General features: G+C 59.8%; 2 protein-coding genes. Both read left to right on the forward strand.

Going from position 1 to position 458, the window contains the following annotated elements; translation table 11 throughout:
* A partial coding sequence (tssE, locus tag JMV15_RS27965) for a type VI secretion system baseplate subunit TssE (RefSeq protein ID WP_201491997.1) occupies positions 1-302 on the forward strand: 302 nt, incomplete at its 5' end.
* Positions 247-458, forward strand: a 212-nt coding sequence (locus JMV15_RS27970) for a type VI secretion system baseplate subunit TssF (protein ID WP_201491998.1), incomplete at its 3' end; no start/stop codon positions are given. The genes tssE and JMV15_RS27970, both read left to right, overlap by 56 nt.

Below are 458 nucleotides of genomic sequence, written 5' to 3' on the forward strand. Positions count from 1 at the left end.
CTGACCTCAATGACATGCGGCTTAGCTTGCATGAGTCCTTGAGCCAGTCGCGTCTACATATCGAGCGCTTTATCCAGGCCTATGAACCCCGGTTGACGAATGCACGTGTCAGGCTGTTGCCGGGGGCGCGTGAATCCCTGGAGTTGGCGTTTGCCATCGAGGCTGAGCGGGCCATTGACGGCATCCTGCAGCCCGTGGTGTTCCACGCCCGCCTCACGGATGCCGGGCGGGTTGAGGTTTTTACCGATGACGCTTGGCAGTTACTGTCAAAGCACACTCAGTGCCCTGCGCCAACTCGGTAGGCGTGTTTCAGACCGTAATCCCGCTCTGGCGCCGTTTCTCGCCGAGGCTGGCCAGGACGCGGATGTCGAACGCTTGCTGGAGGGCTTTGCTTTTTTGACTGCGCGCCTGCGCCAGAAGCTGGATGACGAACTGCCGGAGTTGACGCATTCGTTGAT

The sequence above is a fragment of the Pseudomonas paracarnis genome (assembly GCF_904063055.1).
GTDB classification, from domain to species: Bacteria; Pseudomonadota; Gammaproteobacteria; order Pseudomonadales; family Pseudomonadaceae; genus Aquipseudomonas; species Aquipseudomonas paracarnis.